Origin of the sequence: Ruminococcus sp. AF31-8BH, assembly GCF_003460605.1 — a bacterium.
GTDB lineage: Bacteria > Bacillota > Clostridia > Lachnospirales > Lachnospiraceae > Blautia_A > Blautia_A acetigignens.
This window is the reverse complement of the sequence record NZ_QTVN01000017.1, coordinates 1-19437: the sequence shown is the minus strand read 5'-3', so window position 1 is coordinate 19437 and position 19437 is coordinate 1. Positions and strand designations below refer to the sequence as shown.

Genomic DNA, 19437 nt, shown 5'->3' with positions numbered 1-19437 from the left:
TTTCAAACAGGCTCTAGTTCTTGACAGAATAATTTAGTTGTACTATCATCTAACTGGTTGAACATACAACTAATTAATTTGAAATAAGTAATCGGGAAAGGAGAAAACCATGGACAGCACGCAGCGTAAAATGACAAAAATTGCCCGTGAGATCAGCAAATTCACCGTACAGATGATGAAGGAAGACGGCATCGGGACAGCGGAATTTGATGTGATACATTTTATCCGGCACAATCCAGGAGTGACCCAGACTGTGATGAGAGAGTCCCTGAAAATTGACAAAGGGGCAGCAGCCAAGCGGGTGGCAAGCCTGGAAAACAAAGGCTACCTGATCCGAAAGCACAATCCGGAAGACGGAAGAAGCCAGCTTTTATACGCTACACCCAAGGCAGAAGAACTGAAAAATTCCAAAGCACAGATCGAGACCATTTTTTATGAATGGCTTTTATCAGAGCTTCCAGAAGAGGAAAAAGAAGCGTTTTGCAAAACTTTAGATACCCTTTACTGGAAATCAAAGCGGCAGCGCCAGGCTGGATTCCCGGATGTGACACAAAAGGTAATGGAACACAAAGATGAGGGAGCAGAAGATGGAGAAAAGTGACAAAACCTTTCAGCCGGACAGAGTGCTTTCCTATTTCAAAAAAGAATGGAAGGTTCTTCTGATCGTGACCATTTCCGGCCTGATCTATAACCTGGGACTTCTGGCAGGCCCCTGGTTTGAGGGAAAAATGACCGGCTGTCTGGTTGAAATTCTGAGAGGGCTGGGACAGTTTTCCGACATGCTGGTTCTGGTGCTTGGATATGTGACAGCCATTGCGGTTGTCCAGATTGCCAGATACATCAAACGATTTTATGTGCGGCGTTTTGCCAACAATGTAAACCGCCGGATGAAAGAAATCCTGTATGCAGGCCTGGTAAGGAAAAGCCGCGCAAGCCTTCGGAAAGAGGGCGAGGGAAGCATTATGACCAAGGCAATCCTGGACGTAGATGACTGCGTGGAAGGAATGCGTAAGTTTACCACGGAGATTTTTGATACAGGAGTGGCCCTGGCTGCTTATGCGGGAATGCTTTTGTGGTATGATTTCCGGCTGGCACTGCTTTGCATGATTTTCCCGCCAATTTCCTATATGACGGCGGAAAAGATGAAAAAGATGATTCAGAGGACAGGGGCTGCATACAAAGAGCAGTCCGGATATCTGAGCAATGCCACTTTGGACAGGGCAGAAAATGCCATTACATACCGTGTTTTTGGATGTGAACAGGAGCGGCAGCTTGCTTACGAAGAGAACCTCACTTCTTATGAAAAATCAGCAGTAAAGGCCAATATCTGGAATTCCGTAATGCCGCCGGTGTATCGGATTATTTCCATGGTCGGAGTTTTGTTTATCCTGTATTTCGGCCAGAAAAATGTTCTTGGAACAGGCTGGAGCACCTGGACCATTGCGTCCTTTACGACTTTCCTGGCATGTTTTGTGAAGATGTCCGTAAAGTCCTCCAGTGCGGCGAAGCTGTTTAATGCAGTGCATAAGGCACAGGTTTCCTGGAAAAGAATCAAGCCGCTTTTGACAAAGCAGGAAGAAGAGAACGGGGCCAAGGCAAGGGAAAATTCTGAAAGACAGGATACAGAAGGAAAAGAAGCTGGTTTAGAAAATGTAACTCAATTACAGATCGGCCATTTGAAGTTTGCTTACCCGGATGGTAAACAGATTTTGAACGATATTTCCTTTCAGATCAAAAAAGGCCAGATGATCGGAATCACCGGTCCGGTGGCCTGCGGAAAATCTACTTTGGGAAAAGCTTTTTTGTGCGAATATCCCTATGAGGGACAGATCCTGGTGGATGGCGAAGAACTTCAAAAGATGACACCATCAAAGCGTACGGGTATCATAGGCTATCTTGGTCATGATCCAGAGTTGTTTAATGACAGCGTGGAAAATAACGTTCTTATGGGAACAAAGAAAAATGCAGAAGATTTCCTTAAAATGGTTTGCATGGATGAGGAAGTAAAGGAAATGGACAACGGCATACAGACTTTGGTTGGAAATGGCGGGGTACGTCTTTCCGGCGGTCAGGGAAAACGTCTTGCCCTTGCCAGAACCCTTTGCTATCAGAAGCCTGTGCTGATTCTGGACGATCCTTTTTCTGCCCTGGATAAAAGCACGGAGAAGCAGATTTTTGCAAATCTGAAAGAGCAGTCTAGGGAGAATATGGTTCTGTTGATTTCCCACCGTCTGTATCTGTTCCCACAGATGGATCAGATCATCTGGATGGAGGATGGAAAAACAGTGACAGGCACCCATGAGGAACTTCTGAGAAAGGTGCTGGAATATGAAAAATTGTTTATGGAGGAAGGAGGCGCAGGCAATGAAGAAAAATAAGGAAGCTATGGGAGCCCCAAAAAGACAGGTAAAAACCGTCATCTGGCAGACTGTGAAAAAGCAGAAATGGCTGTCCCTTGGAATTATTCTGGCCGTTGTCGGCGCTGTTGTGACTGCGCTTATCCCGCCTCTGATCCTGGCCCGGATCGTGGATACCATCACAGGCGGAAATAAGGCAGCCGTTTATATCCTGGTCCTTTATTTTGCAATGCTTGCATTTACCGGGTTTATGGAATCTGCAAGGGAAGGGCTTCTGACTGTATTCGGACAGAAGATTACCCATGCTCTTCGAAGCAGTCTTATGGAAAAATTCGTAAGCCTTACCTCTGATAACCTGACCAGGCAGGAACCCGGCACCCTGGTTTCCCGTTTTGTAGGGGACGTTGATACGGTAGAGAATCTTTTTACATCAGGAATCATTAGTATGTTTGCAGATGCCTGCAAGATTATCAGTATCCTGGTGGTAATCTGGTTTGAAAATAAGGGACTTACAGTGGTGCTTCTTGTAATGCTGCCCTTCCTGTTTGGGTTCACCAGACATGTGCAGAAAAACATGCTGACGGCTCAGATTGAAAACCGAAAAGCAGTGGGAAGAGCTTCCGGCCATGTTCCTGAGACCCTGCACAACATCCGCACCATCCACTGTCTTGCCAGGGAAAAATATATGGAAGAGCGTTATGACACCTATATTGGTGAGAGCTATCAGGCAATGGAGCGGACCAATTTCTATGATGCGGTGTATTCTCCGGTAATTCTGATCTTGAATGCGATTGTGGTTGCGGTTGTGATGCTGCTTTCTGCGTCCGGAAATCAGTCTGTACTGACCTTCTTTGGAATGTCCGCGGGAACTGCTGTGGCTGTGATCAATTACATTTCCCAGATTTTTACTCCGGTAGAAAGCCTTGGAATGGAGATTCAGACCATTCAGTCGGCTGTGGCTGGTATTCACAGGATCAATGAATTTCTGGCATTGGAAGAGAAGAGCCAGGTTGCGGCTGAAGGAAATATGGAAGTGCTGAAGGATGAGAAATTTGCAGAGCATGCAGGAGATAGGGAAAACCTGTCAGATTTTTCAAAGAAGTCTGTTTCTAAGAGTGGAGTTCCATTCGTAGAATTCAAAGATGTGACCTTTGGCTATGATGAGCATGTGGTGCTGGAACACCTGAATTTTAAAGTTATGGACACCGACCAGGTTACGCTTCTTGGCCGTACCGGTGCAGGAAAAAGTACCATATTAAAGCTGCTGCTTGGACTTTACCAGCCGGATCAGGGAGAGGTGCTGATCCACGGTATGCCGGCAGCTGCAGTGCGGGCAGAGGAAAGACGAAAGCTTTTTGGCTATGTGGAGCAGTCCTTCCACATGGTTCCAGGAACGGTTCGGGATCAGATCACTCTGTATGATAACCGGATTTCTGACCGTCAGGTGAAAGCAGTTGCAGAGCTTACCGGATTAAAGGAGGCAATTGAAAGACTGGAAAATGGGTATGACACGATCTGTACACCGGAGATTTTTTCCAAGGGCCAGTGGCAGCTGCTGTCCATTGCCAGGGCAGCTGCGGCCGAACCTAAAATGCTGCTTCTGGATGAGATCACCGCAAACCTGGATGCCGAGACGGAGAAAAGTGTGCTGGCGGCACTGAAGCGTGTGGCAAAGGATCGCACGGTGATTTCCATTTCCCACAGAACATCGGCGGAGTTGGGAAGAACTATCAGTATTTAAGAGAAAGCTATAACTGCTGTATGAAAACAGAAGTTAAGGAAGAGCTTATTCTGTGATCATATAGCAGTTTTTTATGGAAAAATAGTTGGAAAGGAATGTATAAATGGTCGGTTGCTGAGATTTTATGCAGTTCTGAAATTTTTATAAAGTACTTTTCAGATGAGGATTCTAGTGTTATAATTTCGATTACATTCTTAAATGCCCAGATGGAAAACGCGGGCATTTCATAATCTCTAATTTTATCTGATTTATCATTGGTTTTATTCACTTAATTTTTATTTCCAGACAGTTTTTTACATAAAAAAGAGGTGGTCATGATCAGTCTTACAGGCATGATTTTAAAAATGCGTTACTGCGTTGTGGAGGAAATCGGCTCCGGGGGAGAGGGACATCTGTACCTTGCCAGGGATATGGAGCTTGGAAATTACTGGGCAGTGAAGGAACTTCCCATCTCCAAAAAACGGGAAGCAAAGCTTTTGCGTCTGCTGGAACATCCTTTTGTTCCAAGGATGGTGGACTATATTGAGACAGAAGAAGCCTGCTATCTTGTGATGGAATTTATCCGGGGAAAGTCCCTGGGACAGCTGCAAAGAGTGGGGCATGTATTTACAGCAGAGGAAATCCTGAGTTATTCAGATACGGTGCTTCAGGTGCTGGAATATCTACATAATCAGAAGCCGCCCATTTATTATGGGGATTTGAAGCCGGATAACCTGATGCTGTCGGAGACTGGCAGGCTGTATCTGGTGGATTTTGGAAGTGCAGTACTGGGATTTGGAAATGAGCCCAGAATCTGTATGGGAACGGAGGGCTTCGCCGCGCCGGAGCAGTATCAGGGAAAAGTCAGTGAAAGAAGTGATCTTTTTGCTCTTGGAAAAACCATCCGCTCTTTGGCCGGGCGAAACTGGGGGAGAATTTTGTGGAAGATTCCGGGGCTGTGGCTGTTTGTGCATCGCTGTGTGCAGCTGCAGGAAGAAAAACGTTTGCAAAGTGCGGCACAGGCAAAGAAAATGCTTCTTAACATAGGGAAAAGAAGAGGGCGGACCAGAAAGAATATGGCAGTAGTGCTGGGAACGGCCGCAGTTCTGCTTGCTGGCGGCATGTTTTTTGCAGTGCGGGAGAGAAAGCCTTCCTTTAAGGAAGCGCTGACAGAAGTAACGACGCTTTATTATGACACTTTGGCAGAAAAAAACACTGATGAAAATGCGCAGGTAGGCAAATCCTGGGAAAATTTGTGCCAAAGGGCTGAGACAGAATTGCAGAAAATACAAAAAGAATATAAAGAAGACAGAGAGCAGAGGCGTATTTTACTTTTGCTGGCGGCGAATGCAGAACTGCAGAAAGAGTGGAAACGGGCAGCGGTATATTATGAACAGCTGCTTTTATACGCACCGGAATATGCAGAAGGCTATGGAAAATATGGCCTGTTTCTTCTGCGAAGAGGCCAGCGAAGCTCCAGCAGAAAGCTTCTGGCTTTATACAAAACAAGCGGGGCAGACGGAACGGACTGTCAAAGCGTGAAAATATGGGAAACGCAGCTGGAAATTGATTGAAGCGTGAAGCTATGGAAAAATAACTGGAAGGCAGTTGAAGTGTGAAGATATGAGAAAAACGGTTGAAAAGAAAGTGAAACGGTGGAGAGCTGGAGCGATTGTGATTATTATGGCTGGTATCATATGCGGCGATATTCACAGCCAAATCTATGCAGGAGAGTTCGGCGGATTCGATATTGACATTGGAGGGGATGGGGGTACATTTGATGACTGGACAGAAGAACCGGAAGCGCCCCAGGAACCAGCGAAGCCAGAGCAGAGTCCAAATGGAGGCAGCAGCGCAAGCAGCCCAGAAACAAATAATAACAATAGCACAAGCAGTTCTGGAACAAATAATAATAGCAACGCAAGTGGTTCTGGAGCAAATAATAATAGTAGCGTAAACAATCCCGAAGCGAGTAATAAAAGCAGTGAAGGCAGCCAAGGGGAGAATACCAGCAGCAATGAAAGCGGCTCCTGGGGGAATCCTAATGGTAATGAAAACAGCTATGGGGGAAATAATGGCAGTGGTGAAAGCAGTTATGGGAATCATAACAACAATAGTCCTACAGAAAACTATGAGCAAAATGCGGGTGCCAGTGAAGGATACTGCGCCAGCAACGACAACAGCAGCGGGGCGGGAAATAATGAGAATACCAACCCCAGCTACGCTCTAAATAGTCAATCGAAAAAAAGCAGTGATGGTACAGGAAATAAAGCTTCCAAAGAAAAAAAGTCAGCTTCAACTACAGATGAAAAAGCAAAAGAGAAGCGAGAGGAAAATCCAAAAGAAGATTCAAAAGAAGATTCAAAAGAAGATTCCAAGGAAATCAGTCCCACAGCCGCTCCCTCTGTGCATAAGATCACAGCACTTGGCACGGTTTTTTCAGCAGTTGGCATGGCAAAAAACTCACCGGAACTTAAATTTTATAACAGTAATCATGAAAATAAAGAAGAAACACAAAATACGGATGAAAATTATAACAAAACCATATATTTTCATCACGCAAAAACTGTCCCTATCAATGAATATCCCGAAATAAAGCTTGTAAAAACAGAAGAGAATCAGGATGTCACAATTTTGTCCTTACGCTTAAACGGGGAAGAAGCTTCCTGGCACCAGGAGGGGGATGCTCTTATCCTGGATGAGCCAATTACGAAGAAAACCAATTTCATAGAACTGCTGGCTGTCTTAGATGGAAAGAAGATCGTGAAAATGCCAGTCTGGACGATAGAATAAAATGATGATATAATAAACAACCATATAAGAAAAAGCGTAACCGTCTGGTACATTGGCAGTCATACGCTTCAAAATACTTGATAAACAGGAGGCTGACATATAGATGTATAAAGCAATTTTCTTTGACTTAGATGGAACCCTTACAGATTCCGGTGAGGGAATCACCAAATCTGTACAGTACGCACTAGAGAAAATCGGCAAGCCGGAACCGGATCTTCAGAAGCTGCGTATTTTCGTAGGACCGCCCCTTCTGGAGCAGTTTGAAGAATATGCAGGAATCGATGAGGAAACTGCAAGAAAGGCAGTGGAGATTTACCGGGAGAGATACGCTCCCATTGGTATTTTCGAAAACGAGCTGTACCCTGGAATCGAAGAAATGCTGTCCGGGCTGAAAAACAGGGGATATAAACTGGCCATTGCCTCCTCAAAGCCAGAGGTTTTTGTGAAAATCGTAGCAGAGCATTTTCACATTGATTCTTATTTTGATGAGATGGTAGGAAGTGAGCCGGAGGGCGGCAGAACCAATAAGACGGAAGTGATTGAGGAAGCACTTAAACGGCTGGGGCTTTCTGAACATAGGGATCAGGTAATGATGGTTGGCGACAAAGAGCATGACGTGTTTGGCGCAAGACGTGCAGGGCTTGAGTGCATTGCGGTTTCCTACGGCTATGGCACCGAAGAAGAACTGGAAAACGCTCATCCCTATAAGATTGTAAATTCCGCAGAAGAGATCCTGGATTTTTTCGCCTAAGCCCCAGAAGAAAGCAAAAACCTCCTGTGCTGGCATGGAAATGCCTGTACCCAATAGGAATCCATTTTGCTATTTCCCAGGTTTTGTCCTATCTGGGAATGTATCTTCTGGTGTGGCGGACAGGAGCTGATATTACGGCTTATTACCAACAGGCACTTCTGCTCACCGGGCTCACTGGAATCCTGGCATCTGTGCCCTGCATCTGGCTATACCGGGGGGATTACAGGAGAAGAAGCCTGACTGGAATTTTGGGAAGACTGGGAAAAGAACTGACGCCTGCCAGCATTTCAGATGGCAGAATACAGGACTTTGGTGCTGGAAGCGGAAAGAATGTATCTTGCTCCAGCCTCATAGGCGGACATCTTCACATTCCGGAAATGATCATGTTCCTTGTGATCGGTGCATTCCTGGGACAGTACGGAAATATTCTCGTCGGACTTTTCCAGCAGTATTTAAACCCGGAAGTCTACCAGGAAACTCAGTCCCTGATCTCTGATGGAAAAAGCATCTGGAGCTTAATTTTCTGGATGGGTATTATCGCGCCTCTTGCGGAGGAAATTATTTTCCGATGGCTGGTATTTCTTCGCATGCGTGACAACATGCGCGTGGTAACCGCCGCGCTTTTGTCCGGCCTTTGCTTTGGAATCTACCACATGAATCTGCTCCAGGGCGTTTACGCCACGATATTGGGAACACTTTTCGCGCTGCTTCTGGAATGGAGCGGGAAGCTGTTCACCAGTGTGCTTCTTCACATGGGCGCAAACATCTGGAGCCTGATCGTAAGTGATGTGATGCTGTACATGCTGGATCACACAGGAACTATGTCCGTTATGGTACTGAATGTGTTCCTGGTTCTGGCGGGAACTTACGGAATCTGGTATTGTTACAGGAAGTACCAGAAGAGAGGTTGTACTAGAAAAATATAAAAATCATACAGAAACTCAGAAAAACTTTCCTGCCGTTTCGCAGCCATCGCAGCTGCGTTCCGCCAGAAAGCTTTTTCTGAGTTTTTGTGTTTATAAATATTTAATAACTGTACCTATTGAACAGTACCAGCAAATATGTTATCTTAAGTGTACTAAACGTATTAATACACATAAGCACACCGAGACTTTATTAAAAAGAGAAAAAGGAGGCAGCCTGTCTATGATCGTTTTGGATTATCAGGACAGAAGACCGCTGTACGAACAAATCGTGGAGAAATTCCGGCATCTGATCCTGAACGGGGCGCTAAAGCCTGGGGAGAAGATGCCCTCTGTCCGGCAGCTGGCGATGGACTTATCCATCAACCCCAACACCATACAGCGGGCTTATATGCAGCTGGAGCAGGAAGGCCTGATCTACCCGGTGAAAGGGAAGGGGAATTTTATTGCAGACAGCCAGGAAGTGCGAAAGGCCAGCGTAGATGCTTACAAAAGAGAACTGAAATCCCTGATCCAGAAAGGAAAAGCAATGGGAATGGAAGAAGAGGAGCTGATCTACATTATCAGGGAATGTTACAAGGAGGGAATGTCATGATAGAAGTCAGGGAATGCAGCAAGGCCTTTGGTCAGACAAAGGCTGTGAATCAAGCAACTCTTGACATTGGAGACCGGGAAGTATTCGGTCTTGTAGGGAGCAACGGCGCCGGGAAAAGCACTCTGCTTCGGATGATGGCAGGGATTATCCGACCGGATCAGGGAGAAATTCTTATCGACGATCTGCCTGTGTACGAGAATGAGGAAGCCAAGAAGCTGTTTTTCTATATCTCAGATGACAGCTATTTTCCACCGAACTATACAGCGGTGGATATGGTACGGTTCTACCGGAACTTTTACCCGGAGTTTCGCATCAAGCTTTTCCATGAACTGATGGATCAGTTCCATCTGGAAAAGAAGCAGCGGATTTCCTCATTTTCCAAGGGAATGAAGAAGCAGCTTCTTGTGATCATCGGCGTTTGTGCCGGCACCAAATATCTCCTTTGCGATGAGACCTTCGACGGTCTTGATCCGGTGATGCGCCAGGCAGTGAAAAGCCTTTTTGCATCAGAGATCATGAACCGGGAATTTACTCCTGTGATCGCATCCCACAATCTGCGGGAACTGGAGGACATCTGCGACCATGTGGGGCTTTTGCACAAGGGCGGAATCCTTCTTTCCAAAGACCTGGAGGATATGAAATTCCATATCCACAAGATCCAGTGCGTTCTTGGAGGCAGGCAGCAGGAGAAGGAACTGGAAAAAGAACTTCAGGTGCTGAAGGTACAGCATCAGGGCTCCCTTCTTATGATCACGGCAAGGGGAACCAGATCAGAAATCGTGGAGAAAGTCCAGGCGAAAAATCCTCTTTTCATGGAGGTGCTTCCTCTGACTCTGGAGGAAATTTTTATCAGCGAAACGGAGGTGGCTGGCTATGAAATCAAAAATTTATTCTAGCCGTTATATGAAAATTTCATCGAAAGGAATGATCTGGATTCCGGCATTTGTCACCATCGGCTTTTTGCTGGCGTTTCCGGTGACGGAGCTGATCATGCTGGGAAATTGGTTCGGAATGGAGTACACCGCCGAGCAGATCAGCCTCCTCTATGAAAATTTATGGCGGAATGGCTTTATGGTGAGTGGTCTTGCGGTGGCTGCTCTTGCGGCGCTGTTTAACGGGATCAGCCAGTTCTGGTATCTGTATTCCCCTAGGAAAATTGATTTTTACCACAGTCTTCCGGTGAAGCGCTCCAGAATGTTCTGGTACAAAAGCCTGCAGTCCCTTTTGTACTTTCTGCTCCCTTATCTGGTGATGGAATTTTTCAGCGTGTGTATCGGGGCAATGCGGGGATTTTTCAGTTTGCATCTGATGAGAATGGCATTTGTTATGCTGGTATTTCATCTGCTTCTGTATCTGCTGCTGTATTTTTCTGTTGTGCTGGTGATCTGCATTACAGGACATCTGCTTATGGGAGCGTTGCTTCTGGTGGCTGCGGCAGCTTATGGGCCAGTGTTTTCTGTGCTGCTGGATCTTTATGAAAGGGCATTTTATTATACCCGCAGTGAGAGTTCCTATTGCCTTGTGAAGGTGCTGAAAGAACTGATTTCACCAGTTGCCCTTGCCTATACTTTTGTGAAAAAATATGCAGAAGGAAATTATGGCGGGATGCTGATCGCGGTGCTTCTGGTGACAGCTGTGCTTGGCGGCCTTGGATACTGCGCTTTTGTACACCGAAAATCAGAAAGAACGGGGATGGCATTTGTTTTTCCCTGGGCAGGCACTGCTGTAAAATTCCTGGTGGTGGTTTCAGGCGGTCTTGGAATCGGCTTTGTTTTCTATATGCTGTCAAATGACAGTTCCAGAACGATCTGGTGGATTTTTGGATTGATTCTTGGAACGATTCTTTCTGGCGGTATTATGGAAATTATTTATTACAGGGATTTCCGGAAATTCTTTTCCCATAAGCTTCAGTTTGCAGTGAATGGAGTTTGTGTAGCCCTTGTGGCATGTGTGTTCTTTTTTGATCTGACTGGATATGACGAATATATTCCTTCCTATGATAAGATTGAAAATATAGCGATCGGATCTGCAGATAACAGTTGGGAAATTGCTTATAACGTGAAAGTAAATGAGGACGGCACTGTCACCATGCTGGATTCAGGGGATTCTGTGGGAAATGATCTGGGTGTTGACCAGAATATTTATGAAATCATGAAAAAACTTGCAAAAGAGAGCAAGGCAGCCTACAAAGAAATTTTGCAGGACAGCCATTCCATGTGGTCCAGTAATCTGTGGGATCCTTCTGGAAATACATTAGGAATCAAGGTGCGGTATAATCTGAAATCCGGAAGTGTTGTTTATCGTAAATATATGGTGGGCCTGGATGATATCAAGAATTTGTGGAAAGAGGGCATGACTGAGGGAACCCTGAAGTCAGAGTACTATTCCATTTTGGAACTGGATGACAAATATGTGGATGAGGTGAAATGTGATTTTATTACGGGACAGTCGATTTCCCTTTTCCAGGATAATAAGGCGAAGAAGCAGCTGCTGGTGGATGCTTTGAGACAGGATATCAAAGAAGCGGATTCAGAGGTGCTGACAGGGGAACCTTGTGCAGGCCTGAGTATTGGCTATTCTGGTGTGCCGTTTGTGGAAAGTGTGAACGCTATGGGAACGGGGCAGACAGGAAATTATTATTTTTCCCCATGTTTCTATGTATTTCCGCAGTTCAAAAGGACAGTTGAAATTTTGAAGGAAACAGGGTATCCTATCTCTATGGATGATGTGGATCTGAGTTCTGTGGAAGTACAATATTATATGGATGAATACCACAATGAAGTTTCATCCCCAATCGTTTACGATCAGCCAGAGCAGCTGAAGGAACTGAAAAAAGTTCTGAGATGTTATCAGCTGGTACCATTCTGGGAAAAAAGAGAAGAGGAAAGTTGGGACAGCCTGAAGGTTGTGATTGGTGGTGTGGAATCGGAGGCATCCTGGGCAATTCTGGAAAAGGATGTTCCGGAATTTATGAAAGAAGATTCACAGAGGGCATTGTCTTTTGAAGTTTTAGAAGAGGAATAAAGGATAGAAGGTAAGGGATAATAAATGGGAAAAGCAGTGAGACTGGACAAATTTCTGGCGGATTCAGGAGCCGGCACGAGAACAGATGTGAAGAAGCTGATCCAGAAGGGAATGGTTCAGGTAAATGGTGAGAAGGTGAAAAAGCCGGAACTGAAGGTGGACCCGGAGAACGATGTGGTGGAGTTGGGCGGAGAGCGCCTTGGGGCACGGGCAGAGTTTATGTACTATCTTTTGCATAAGCCAGCCGGGTATGTGAGCGCCACAGAGGATACCAGGGAGAAGACGGTTCTGGAGCTGGTTCCAAAGGATAGCAGGCGGAATCTTTTTCCAGTAGGGCGCCTTGATAAAGATACGGAAGGATTGCTTCTTATTACAGATGACGGCCAGCTGGCCCACCAGCTGCTTTCCCCGAAAAAGCATGTGGACAAGACTTATTTCGCTGTGACGGAAGGTAAAGTGGTGCCGGAGGATATAGAGAAGATCCGGGAAGGCGTGGATATCGGAGACGAGGAGCTGACCCTTCCGGGAAAGCTGGAGATCCTGAAAACCTGGGAAGTACAGATGCCTTCTGCATCGGTGAAAAGCACAGAATCAGAAGCTAAGTGGCGTTCCGAGATTCTTCTTACCATCCACGAAGGCCGTTTTCACCAGGTGAAGCGCATGATGGAAGCGCTTGGCAAAACGGTGATCTATTTGAAGCGAATGTCCATGGGGCCGCTGGTGCTTCCGGAAGATTTCCCGAAAGGTCAGTGCCGGGAATTGACAAAAGAGGAACTGGCAGCTCTGAAAGAAGGCAGATAGTCTGCCCGGCAGAATATTTGCATAAAAGGAAAAAAGCCTGAAAATAGCGGAAAATTTTGCAAAAACCCTCTTTACACGGAGGGTTTTGTCATGTTATAATGCAAAAGTTGTAAACCATCAAACACGCATAGAGATTCCCATGGATGGTGCCCTGACGGTGTGAGGTTGGGTCCGATAGGAAAGAGATCTGTGCGGAAGAATTTAACCAAAAGGAGAAAAAGACATGAGCGTTATTTCAATGAAACAGCTTTTAGAGGCAGGTGTTCATTTCGGACATCAGACAAGAAGATGGAACCCTAAAATGGCTCCATACATCTACACAGAGAGAAATGGTATCTACATCATCGACTTACAGCAGTCTGTAGGAATGGTTGACGATGCTTACAATGCAATCGCTGATATCGTAGCTAACGGAGGAAACATCCTTTTCGTTGGTACTAAGAAACAGGCTCAGGACGCTATCAAGACAGAGGCTGAGCGCTGCGGACAGTTCTATGTAAACGAGAGATGGTTAGGCGGTATGCTTACCAACTTCAAGACTATCCAGAGCCGTATTGCAAAGCTGAAAGAGATCGAGACCATGGAGTCTGATGGAACATTCGATGTTCTGCCTAAGAAAGAAGTAATCGCTTTAAGAAAAGAATTAGACAAGCTGCAGAAGAACCTTGGCGGTATCAAAGAGATGAAGAGACTTCCAGATGCTATCTTCGTAGTAGATCCTAAGAAAGAAAAGATTTGCGTACAGGAAGCTCATACACTTGGAATCCCGCTTATCGGAATCTGCGATACAAACTGTGATCCAGAAGAACTGGATTACGTAATCCCGGGTAACGATGATGCTATCCGTGCTGTAAAACTGATCGTTTCCAAGATGGCTGACGCAGTTATCGAAGCAAACCAGGGACAGACAGACGCTGAGGGCGAGATCCAGGCTGAGTCTGAAGAGTTCGCTACAGAGGAATAATTTAAGAAACTCCCGGATGACAGCCATGAGTGATTCATGGCTGCCTGCCGGATTCTTACCACACATTATCAATCAGGAGGAAATGTAAAATGGCTATTACAGCAGCACAGGTAAAAGAGTTAAGAGAGATGACCGGCGCTGGTATGATGGACTGTAAGAAAGCTCTTACAGCTACAGAAGGCGATATGGATAAAGCAGTAGAGTTCCTTCGTGAGAAAGGTCTTGCTACCGCTCAGAAGAAAGCAAACCGTGTTGCAGCAGAGGGTCTTTGCAAGACACTTGTTGCTGAGGACTCAAAGAGCGCAGTTGTTGTTGAGGTTAACTCCGAGACAGACTTCGTTGCTAAGAACGAGAAATTCCAGCAGTATGTTGCAGATGTTGCAGCTCAGGCTCTGACAACTACAGCAGCTGATATCGAGGGATTCCTTGCAGAGGCATGGACACTTGATACCACTAAGACTGTTAAAGAAGCTCTTGCAGCTCAGATCGCAGTTATCGGCGAGAACATGAACATCCGTAGATTTGCTCAGATGAAAGAGGAGAACGGTTTCGTTGCTTCTTACACACATATGGGCGGAAAGATCGGCGTTCTTGTTGACGTTGAGACAGACGTTGTAAACGACGCTGTGAAAGAGATGGCTAAGAACGTTGCAATGCAGGTTGCAGCTCTGAAACCTCTTTACACAAGCGACAGCGAAGTAAGTGCTGAGTATATCGAGCATGAGAAAGAAATCCTTATGGCTCAGATCCAGAACGATCCTAAGGAATCCCAGAAACCAGAGAAGGTTATCCAGGGTATGATCACAGGACGTATCAAGAAAGAACTCAAAGAGATCTGCCTTCTTGACCAGGTTTACGTTAAAGCAGAAGACGGAAAACAGTCCGTTGGAAACTACGTAGCACAGGTTGCTAAAGAGAACGGCGCTAAGATCACTATCAAAGGATTCGTTCGTTACGAGACCGGCGACGGAATCGAGAAGAAGGAAGAGAACTTCGCTGAGGAAGTTGCAAAGCAGATGGCACAGTAATCTGATTTTTGCAGAACTTTAAAAAGAGTCTTAAAACCCTTGAAAATCCAGTATTTTCAAGGGTTTTTCTTATATACACCACTTCATGTATTGCATTATAAATTCATGTAACTTTTTAAGCGGATTTTCGTAAAATGTTCGTCATGGTTTTCGTAAAACCTGCGTACGAACTTCTTAACGCAAACTTCGCATGATTTTTAAGAAAAATGTGGCGATTTCGGTAGTTAACTATAAAGCGATTTATAATGCAACTTTTCATTTTCGTATTTTCGTAAAAACTATCGTATAAATTTTCGTACAAATCTTCGTAAGAAATTTTTGTTATTTTTCTTTTAGATCCGGAAAGGAAAAATGATGACAAGAATTATTTCTATTGTTAATCAAAAAGGTGGAACAGGTAAATCTGCATGTGCAGCAAACCTGGGAGCAGGACTTGCACGCAAGAATAAAAAAGTGTTAATCGTGGATGCAGATCCACAGTCCGACGTATCAGCCAGTTTTGGATATCGTGATTGTGATGATAGTGATCAGACATTGACAGCATTGATGGAAATGTCTCTGAGAGATCAGAATATTCCGGAGGACTGTTTCATCCGTCACCAGCAGGAAGGAATAGACATCATCTGTTCTAATATCGAACTTGCAGGAATAGAGGTTCAGCTGGTTAATGCGATGAGCAGAGAATTTATCTTAAAACAGATAATCAATACAGTTAAAGATCGCTATGATTATATTCTGATTGATTGTATGCCTTCGTTGGGAATGATTACAATCAATGCTCTTGCGGCTTCAGATGAAGTTTTGATCCCTGTGGAAGCTTCTTATCTTCCAATTAAAGGGTTGCAGCAGTTATTGAAAACAATCGGAAAAGTAAGAAGACAGATCAACCCAACACTTCAGATATCAGGAATTCTTTTCAGCCTGGTAAATGCCAGAACAAAAGACGCCAGAGACAATATGGATTTACTTCATAATGTTTATGGCAGTCAGCTCCGCATATTTGAGAGCTATATCCCTTTTTCGGTCAGAATGAAAGAGGCAGTTCGAGAGGGAGAAAGTATCTATAAATATGAACCAGGAGGGAATGTTGCATTGGCTTTTGAAAAACTGACGGAGGAGGTTCTTGCTGATGTCAAGTAAAAAGAATACAACACCTATTTCACTGCAACCGTTAGATGAATTATTTGGAACGACCGGAGATGGTGCAAATGGGATTTGCGAAGTATCTGTCAGTAGTTTGCACTCCTTTCCAAATCATCCATTTAAGGTGAAAAATGATAAGAAAATGGAAGAATTGGTGAAGAGTGTAACCGAATATGGAGTCTTAGTTCCGGGAATTGTGAGAATGAGATCTGCCGGCGGATATGAACTGGTTGCCGGGCATCGCCGTAGAAGAGCTTGTGAGATCGCAGGGATACAGAAAATGCCTGTGATCATCAAAGATCTTACGGATGATGAAGCTACGGTAATCATGGTTGACTCAAATATCCAGAGGGAAGAACTATTATTCAGCGAAAAAGCCTTTGCTTATAAGATGAAGTATGATGCTTTGAAACGACAAGGGAAACGAACTGATTTAACTTCTTGTCGAGTTGGCAAAAAGTCAGCAGCTGAAGAAGTCAGTCAAAATACGGAAGATAGTGCCAGACAGGTTTTAAGATATATTCATCTGACAGAATTGATTACTGAGTTGTTGTATCTGACGGATATCAAGAAACTTCCATTTAATACGGCAGTTGAGTTGTCTTACTTAAAGAAAGACGAACAGCAGCTACTGATTCAATATATGAACACCCATAACATGGTACCTTCAATGAAACAGGCAGAACAATTAAAGAAAATATCCAAACAGGAAGCTCTTACTTATCTTACGATAGACAAGATTTGTATGAGAGAAGAACAGGAGAAAGAAGTTCAGGTACAAATTCCTGAAACAAAGTTGAAAAAGTATTTTCCGGTTGATTATTCAAAGGAACAAATGGAAGAAGTGATTTTCAAGCTCTTGGAAACATGGGCAGAGGGGAGAGAGAAGAGTGGAGAATCAAATTGACAGTATACATCAGAAAGCGTTGATACGGTATTTGATGTATGTAGAAAAAACAAACAATCTGGTTATGGATAACAAGAGGTGGCAGAAGAAGGTAGAAAGAAGGAATAGGAAAATGACAATCGAGGATGTGATCAAGAAGACGTTTTTACCATTAAGCTTCATGGTATTCTGGTTCTGGATGATAGAAATAATTATGAAAGTCAGTGGACAAACAGATTGGTTCTGGTGGATATTTCTTGCCGGACTTCCGTTTGGAATACATAAAATGCGGCTGATTTTAATTCCGAAAGGGATGGATACCACAGCAATATTAGGTATGGCTGCATTAAGTGTCATCATTGGAGCATTGATTGGAAGTATCATGATTCCGGTGTATGTGATTCGGGCAATATATGTTCTTATACGATATATTGTTCAGAAATAAAGTGATTATTTGATAAGAGGCAGGCTTGCGAAGTAAAAATCGTAAGTCTGCCTCTTTTTTTGTGCTCAAAAGCAGGCAATACAAGGGAAAATCCTTTTTGCAATAGAAATTAGGAGGAATTTACATGAGAGAACGAATTGAGAACAAGCATGTTACAAAGGAAATTAAAGGACAGATGCCGGTTATTCCGACAGATATGTTGAAGGAACGGGGATGTACATTCTGCCCATATTATCTGGGAAGCTATGAGAAACAGCCACGTTGTATGATGAAAACCTGTGCCTGGGATGATGAAGAGGAACATTTTCATCCGCTTCTTAGAAGATTGATTCCATTTTACAGGGAAAAGATGGAAAAGGCAGAAGAAAAATATCTGGCTGTAAAAAAGGTATATACTACCTTGCTTGACATGTTTGCTGGTGAAATGAAGCAGGAAGAACTGGAAAAAGATGAATGCTACGGCTGTGCTTATGGCAAATGCGGTCCCTGCATTGGAATCTGTTATAAAACAATGAAAGCGTAGGAAGGAGAGAAGCCAATGAATACAATAATTATTTCGGGAAGATTGGTAAGAAATCCCGGATACAACGAAGTCGAAAATGAGAAAGGACTTCATAAGATTGCCAAATTTGTTATGGCGGTGAGAAGAAATTATTCCGATGATGTCAGTTTTATTCCTGTCAAAGCTTTTGCGAAAAAAGCGGAATTTACCAGGGACTATCTGGTTCAGGGAACAAAAGTAATGGTCGAAGGTGAGATTGTTACTGGAAACTATGAAGATAAAGAAACTGGCAAAAAGGTTTATACCACGGAAATCTATGCCAACCGGATTGAATTTGCCGGTGCAAAGATGTCAGACAGACCACCACTTCCGGCAGATGCTGAGGGATTTTTAGAGATCCCGGAGGGTATGGAAGAGGAAATGCCGTTTAGATAGGAGGAGAGGAAAGATGGTTTCAGTAGATCAGGCGTATATGATCGGTCATATGAGAAATGCCGATGGGAGTATCAATAATAAGAATGTTGTGTTATCTGCAGCGTGCGAAGCCGCAGAATTGTTTCAGTGTATGATGCAGGTCAGCCAGAAACTGGATGACTGGCAAAGATTTTTAGTAACTCTGGATCAGCATTTGCGATCTGTAGATTGCGAAAAAATCCATGATATCTGTCAGGCTGTGTATGCTATGAAACAGTGTTCCAGAGAACTGGAAGAGCAGAAGCTGATCGAGAGAGGAGTGCCGGAGAAGGAAATAGCCTTTATTCATGATGCGAATACAGAAGCAAAGAAAACGGAGTTGTTTGGAAAAGTAAAATCCGGGCAGGTTCGTTTTTTAATTGGTTCCACTGCTAAGATGGGTGCCGGTACCAATGTGCAGGATCGTCTGATCGCCCTGCATCATCTGGATATTGGCTGGAAACCGTCAGATGTAGGACGGATTTTGCGGACATTCAAAATAAAAAAGAATGTGGAGGTAACAGACAATGGCAAAATCATTATTTGAGGAACTGGGCGGCAAATACGAAAGGCAAGGGGATTATTTGATACCGTGCTTAACTGTACCCGCCGAAGAAGAACAGGCAATAGGCATCTGGGGGCAACGGCATTTAGATTATCTAAAACAGTACCGTAAAGTTACATACACCAATCTTCTTACAAGCGGCAGGCTAAACGCCTACCTTGCCGACATCAACAGACAGGCACAGGAACGCTTTGAAAGGCTCATAGAGGGTATGAAACAGGCACAGGGCATAACGGAACAGCTAAAGGCAGAAAACGCCTTAGAATGGACAGGATGCCTCAATAACATAAGGGCTTGTGCGAGGGAGATTGTGGAAAAGGAAATTATTTTTGCATAAACAGATGATTAGTGGCAGGGGGAAATCCTGCCGCTTTTTCTGCTTTAGTTTGTCAGCTTGACAAATAAAGGGTTAAGGAATATAATTAGATTCAGTATTATACAAGGAGTTAATAAATATGCGGCAAGGTATTCTTAAATAAACTGTCAA

General features: G+C 44.3%; 20 protein-coding genes. All 20 read left to right on the top strand.

The features are described from left to right. Positions 1-109: 109 nt before the first annotated feature. The 20 genes from DWZ38_RS17795 to DWZ38_RS17700 all read left to right on the top strand — a co-directional run bounded on the left by DWZ38_RS17795 (position 110) and on the right by DWZ38_RS17700 (position 19287). Positions 110-601 carry a MarR family winged helix-turn-helix transcriptional regulator gene (locus DWZ38_RS17795; RefSeq protein WP_117854382.1) on the top strand — a complete coding sequence of 164 codons (492 nt, stop codon included), beginning with the start codon at positions 110-112 and terminating at the stop codon, positions 599-601. Beyond that, positions 588-2378, top strand: coding sequence for an ABC transporter ATP-binding protein (locus DWZ38_RS17790; RefSeq protein WP_117854381.1), 1791 nt, complete (start codon positions 588-590; stop codon positions 2376-2378). The genes DWZ38_RS17795 and DWZ38_RS17790 overlap by 14 nt, the downstream gene beginning before the upstream one ends. Further along, the gene (locus DWZ38_RS17785) at positions 2365-4098 is read left to right on the top strand and encodes an ABC transporter ATP-binding protein (protein WP_117854380.1); all 1734 of its coding nucleotides are present in this window, start codon (positions 2365-2367) and stop codon (positions 4096-4098) included. Before DWZ38_RS17790 ends, DWZ38_RS17785 begins: the two co-directional genes overlap by 14 nt. 314 nt (positions 4099-4412) lie before the next feature. After that, positions 4413-5651 carry a serine/threonine-protein kinase gene (locus DWZ38_RS17780; RefSeq protein ID WP_117854379.1) on the top strand — a complete coding sequence of 413 codons (1239 nt, stop codon included), beginning with the start codon at positions 4413-4415 and terminating at the stop codon, positions 5649-5651. A 49-nt stretch (positions 5652-5700) separates the two neighbouring features. After that, positions 5701-6870 (top strand): hypothetical protein, encoded by a 1170-nt coding sequence (locus tag DWZ38_RS17775; protein ID WP_147343032.1) that lies wholly within the window; start codon positions 5701-5703, stop codon positions 6868-6870. Between the two features lie 103 nt (positions 6871-6973). Then, entirely contained in the window at positions 6974-7621 is a 648-nt protein-coding gene (locus tag DWZ38_RS17770) for an HAD-IA family hydrolase (RefSeq protein ID WP_021926613.1), read from the top strand. Between the two features lie 26 nt (positions 7622-7647). After that, positions 7648-8547, top strand: a complete 900-nt coding sequence (locus DWZ38_RS17765) for a CPBP family intramembrane glutamic endopeptidase (RefSeq protein WP_117854377.1) — start codon at positions 7648-7650, stop codon at positions 8545-8547. Between the two features lie 220 nt (positions 8548-8767). Beyond that, on the top strand, positions 8768-9139 hold the full coding sequence (locus tag DWZ38_RS17760; RefSeq protein ID WP_117854376.1) for a GntR family transcriptional regulator: 372 nt from the start codon (positions 8768-8770) through the stop codon (positions 9137-9139). Further along, positions 9136-10035: an ABC transporter ATP-binding protein gene (locus DWZ38_RS17755; protein ID WP_021926610.1), complete on the top strand. Its 900-nt coding sequence runs from the start codon at positions 9136-9138 to the stop codon at positions 10033-10035. Before DWZ38_RS17760 ends, DWZ38_RS17755 begins: the two co-directional genes overlap by 4 nt. After that, positions 10013-12163 (top strand): DUF6449 domain-containing protein, encoded by a 2151-nt coding sequence (locus DWZ38_RS17750; RefSeq protein WP_117854375.1) that lies wholly within the window; start codon positions 10013-10015, stop codon positions 12161-12163. Before DWZ38_RS17755 ends, DWZ38_RS17750 begins: the two co-directional genes overlap by 23 nt. A gap of 24 nt (positions 12164-12187) precedes the next feature. Then, positions 12188-12964 (top strand): pseudouridine synthase, encoded by a 777-nt coding sequence (locus DWZ38_RS17745; RefSeq protein WP_117854374.1) that lies wholly within the window; start codon positions 12188-12190, stop codon positions 12962-12964. 223 nt (positions 12965-13187) lie between these two features. After that, entirely contained in the window at positions 13188-13928 is a 741-nt protein-coding gene (gene rpsB, locus DWZ38_RS17740) for a 30S ribosomal protein S2 (RefSeq protein ID WP_117854373.1), read from the top strand. Between the two features lie 89 nt (positions 13929-14017). Next, a complete protein-coding gene (gene tsf / locus DWZ38_RS17735; protein WP_117854372.1) occupies positions 14018-14956 on the top strand; it encodes a translation elongation factor Ts in 939 nt (312 codons plus the stop codon). Positions 14957-15310: 354 nt separating this feature from the next. Next, on the top strand, positions 15311-16096 hold the full coding sequence (locus DWZ38_RS17730) for an AAA family ATPase (RefSeq protein WP_117854371.1): 786 nt from the start codon (positions 15311-15313) through the stop codon (positions 16094-16096). Next, a complete protein-coding gene (locus tag DWZ38_RS17725) occupies positions 16086-17006 on the top strand; it encodes a ParB/RepB/Spo0J family partition protein (RefSeq protein ID WP_117854370.1) in 921 nt (306 codons plus the stop codon). The genes DWZ38_RS17730 and DWZ38_RS17725 overlap by 11 nt, the downstream gene beginning before the upstream one ends. After that, entirely contained in the window at positions 16990-17430 is a 441-nt protein-coding gene (locus DWZ38_RS17720; RefSeq protein ID WP_243000350.1) for a DUF6050 family protein, read from the top strand. Before DWZ38_RS17725 ends, DWZ38_RS17720 begins: the two co-directional genes overlap by 17 nt. A gap of 124 nt (positions 17431-17554) precedes the next feature. Then, positions 17555-17953, top strand: coding sequence for a hypothetical protein (locus tag DWZ38_RS17715; RefSeq protein WP_117854369.1), 399 nt, complete (start codon positions 17555-17557; stop codon positions 17951-17953). A gap of 15 nt (positions 17954-17968) precedes the next feature. Beyond that, the gene (locus DWZ38_RS17710) at positions 17969-18367 is read left to right on the top strand and encodes a single-stranded DNA-binding protein (RefSeq protein WP_117854368.1); all 399 of its coding nucleotides are present in this window, start codon (positions 17969-17971) and stop codon (positions 18365-18367) included. A 13-nt stretch (positions 18368-18380) separates the two neighbouring features. Continuing rightward, a complete protein-coding gene (locus DWZ38_RS22960; RefSeq protein WP_243000349.1) occupies positions 18381-18932 on the top strand; it encodes a hypothetical protein in 552 nt (183 codons plus the stop codon). Continuing rightward, the gene (locus DWZ38_RS17700; protein ID WP_001129922.1) at positions 18913-19287 is read left to right on the top strand and encodes a TnpV protein; all 375 of its coding nucleotides are present in this window, start codon (positions 18913-18915) and stop codon (positions 19285-19287) included. The genes DWZ38_RS22960 and DWZ38_RS17700 overlap by 20 nt, the downstream gene beginning before the upstream one ends. The last annotated feature ends 150 nt before the right edge of the window (positions 19288-19437 follow it).